Here is a 3,069-nt window from a genome sequence, read left to right on the forward strand (position 1 = left end):
TGAAGGCTGGAGTCCGATCATGGAAAAAGAGTTTCTGATTGGTGTACAACAAAACGGTGCTTCCATCACGCTGGAACCGGGTGGACAGTTTGAGCTCTCAGGCAAGAACTTCAAAACCATTCATCACACCTACGTGGAAACCCGCAAGCATTTCGATGAGCTAAGCTGCATCTGTCGCGATCTTGGGTTCTTCACTCTACCCATGGGAGTTGATCCACTCTGGAATGTTACTGATACACCATGGATGCCCAAGGCCCGTTATGCCATCATGAAGGGATATATGCCCACCAAAGGGAACCTTGGCTTACAGATGATGGCCAATACGGCCACAATACAGGTGAACCTGGATTACGGGAACGAGCAGGACATGATTCAAAAAGTGCGCATTGCCCAGGCATTACAGCCTTTTGCTTCAGCCATTTTTGCCAATTCACCTTTTTCCGACGGGAAACCCAACGGCTACCTCAGCTATCGCACACAGATATGGAACGACACCGATCCGGATCGTTGTGGTTTCCTACCTTTTATATTCGACGAAGGATTCGGCTTCGAGCGCTGGGTAGATTACCTGCTCGACATACCGATGTACTTTATATATCGCGATGGGAAATACTTACCATCAAACAAAATCACTTTCCGCGAGTTTATGGCAGGTAAACACGAACTTCAACCAACCATGAACGATTGGGAAATTCATGCCTCAACTGTTTTCCCCGATGTACGTTTAAAACAATACATTGAAATGCGGGGAGCCGATGCCAGCTGCGTGAAACATATCGCTGCCCTTTCGGCATTCTGGGTAGGCCTTTTGTACGACGAGCAAAGCCGCAATGAAGCATACGAAATGATTTCAGGCTGGAATATGAACGAAATTTTGGATATTCGTGCTCAGGTTCCTGCGAAAGCTTTAAAAGCGTCAACAGCCAACCTGCATGCCGGCAAAATTGCCCAACGACTGTACCAACTGGCATCCGACGGATTGACACGACGCGCCAAGGTATGTCACACAAACGACGAAAGTCAGTATTTGAATCCGGTTCGAGAAATTACATCCAGTGGTATCACTCAGGCCGAACGTATGCTGCAATGTTATCACGAAGATTTCAACTCTGACCTGATTCAGTTGTTGGAAAATTGGCGCGAAAAACAACTACAAAGTTGTCCGGCCCGATAAATGAGTTAATCTGTTAGTCTGAAATTCTATAAATCTGAGAATACGAATTAAATGTTATCGAAGCTTAAGTTTATTTTGCATCATACGCATCGCTACCGATGGTGGTATACCGGCGGCATTTTAGCCCTGGCTCTTACTGTTTGGGTATCGGTGACCATTCCTGTTTACATTCAAAAAACCATCGACCTGATTTCGGGGGGCAAGGATACAAACGAAGCCATTTTCCATCAAAATATCCTCATAATTGCAGGCTTAGCCATCAGTCTAATTTTGGTACGCTCGCTCTCCCGAATTCTGATATTTGTTCCGGCGCGTTTAATCGAACGTCGGCTCAAAGGCGAAATGTTCCGTAAACTGTCTTCCTTTGGAAAAGACTATTTTGACGAGAATTCAACCGGATCGGTCATTTCGCGAATCAACAACGACATCAACGGCATTCGCATGATTACCGGCTTCGGTATTCTGCAAATTGTCAATATTATCCTTTCGCTATCAATTACGCCCTATAAAATGTGGCAACTGTCACCAGCCCTCACCCTCTACTGTATTATACCAATGATCGTTATTTTTGTGACAGTTCGCATCGGCATGTCCGTAATGGTGAAATACACCCATTTAAGAATGGGAACATTACAAAGTCTTTCAGGGAAGACCATTTCCTTCCTTTCAGGAAACAGTGTGATTAAAAGCTTCAATATTTACGGTTATGCTGAAGAAGAGATTGAGACGGACAATGTGAAGCTGTTTGGCGAAACCATGAAGATTACCTGGATCCGTTCATTCATCATGCCGCTGCTATCAAATCTGGGACAGATCCTGAAAATTCTGGTTTTGCTGGTCGGTGGTTTGTACGTCATTGATGCTAAGTTCACCATTGGAGAACTAACTGCTTACATTGCTTATGCTGCTCTGCTTAGCCAGCCAATCATGGGCTTGGGATGGGTGCTCACCATTTTCCAGCAAGGCATGGTGGGTATCGACAGTGTTCAGACCATTTTGGCACGCAAAGGCCCCGACCATAACAAAGCAGCAATGGAGGAAGCCGAAAAAGCGGATCTCTTCACCGAGGGTATTCGGGTTGAAAAGTTGACTTACACTTTCCACAATGCCAACAAGCCAGCGCTGACGGATATTTCATTCACCATAAAACCAGGACAGGTTATTGGCCTCACCGGACAAGTTGGGGCCGGTAAAACCACACTCATCAACTGCCTGAACGGCTATCTGCAGCCCCAAAAGGGAATGCTCTATTTTAGTGGTAAAGATGCTGCCGATCTTCGCAGCGAAGATATCCGCTCGGTGGCACGAACTGTAAGCCAGGAAGTCTTTCTGTTCTCAGATTCAATTGAGAACAATGTGAAATTCGGCTCGGAAAAAGCCAATCTGCAAAATGATTTCGATGAAGTTATTTACCGCAGTGCTTTCCGCGAGGAATTAGCTCGTTTCGCACAGCATGAAAAAACAATGGTAGGCGAAAAAGGAATCATGCTATCGGGTGGACAAAAACAGCGTTTGAGTTTAGCACGAGCTCTTTATACACCTTGCGACCTGCTGATTCTCGACGATGTATTCTCGGCTGTAGATACCGACACCGAACGTTTCCTGATTAAGCAAGTTGTTGAAAACAACGCCGCAAAAAGTTTGGTGATTATCTCGAATCGCGTCAGTGTACTCGAGAAAACCGACCATGTGATCGTTTTGGAAGAAGGACGTATTGCGGCACAGGGAAGCCCAAAAGAAATGGAAAAGCAATCAGACTTTTACCGGGAAATTGCGAAACTTCAAAAAGAACATTAAGCACGAACAACAATGGCAAAACAAAATAAGAACTTTTTCAAAAGTAACGACTGGCAGTTGCTTCGGCGCTTTGGACATTACTTTGTACCACACAAAAA

At 45.2% G+C, this 3,069-nt stretch carries 2 protein-coding genes; both read left to right on the forward strand.

The window, feature by feature from the left end; translation table 11 throughout:
* On the forward strand, window positions 1–1,174 hold a 1,174-nt coding region (locus AC37HE_RS14925; RefSeq protein WP_500783654.1), incomplete at its 5' end, for a glutamate--cysteine ligase.
* Between the two features lie 51 nt (window positions 1,175–1,225).
* Window positions 1,226–2,971, forward strand: a complete 1,746-nt coding sequence (locus tag AC37HE_RS14930) for an ABC transporter ATP-binding protein (protein WP_500783655.1) — start codon at window positions 1,226–1,228, stop codon at window positions 2,969–2,971.
* The last annotated feature ends 98 nt before the right edge of the window (window positions 2,972–3,069 follow it).

The organism is Mangrovibacterium sp. (assembly GCF_059905295.1).

Excerpts from the sequence above, each read along its gene's own strand:
- AC37HE_RS14930 (WP_500783655.1), top strand. The coding sequence starts at position 1,226 with ATGTTATCGAAGCTTAAGTTTATTTTGCATCATACGCATCGCTACCGA.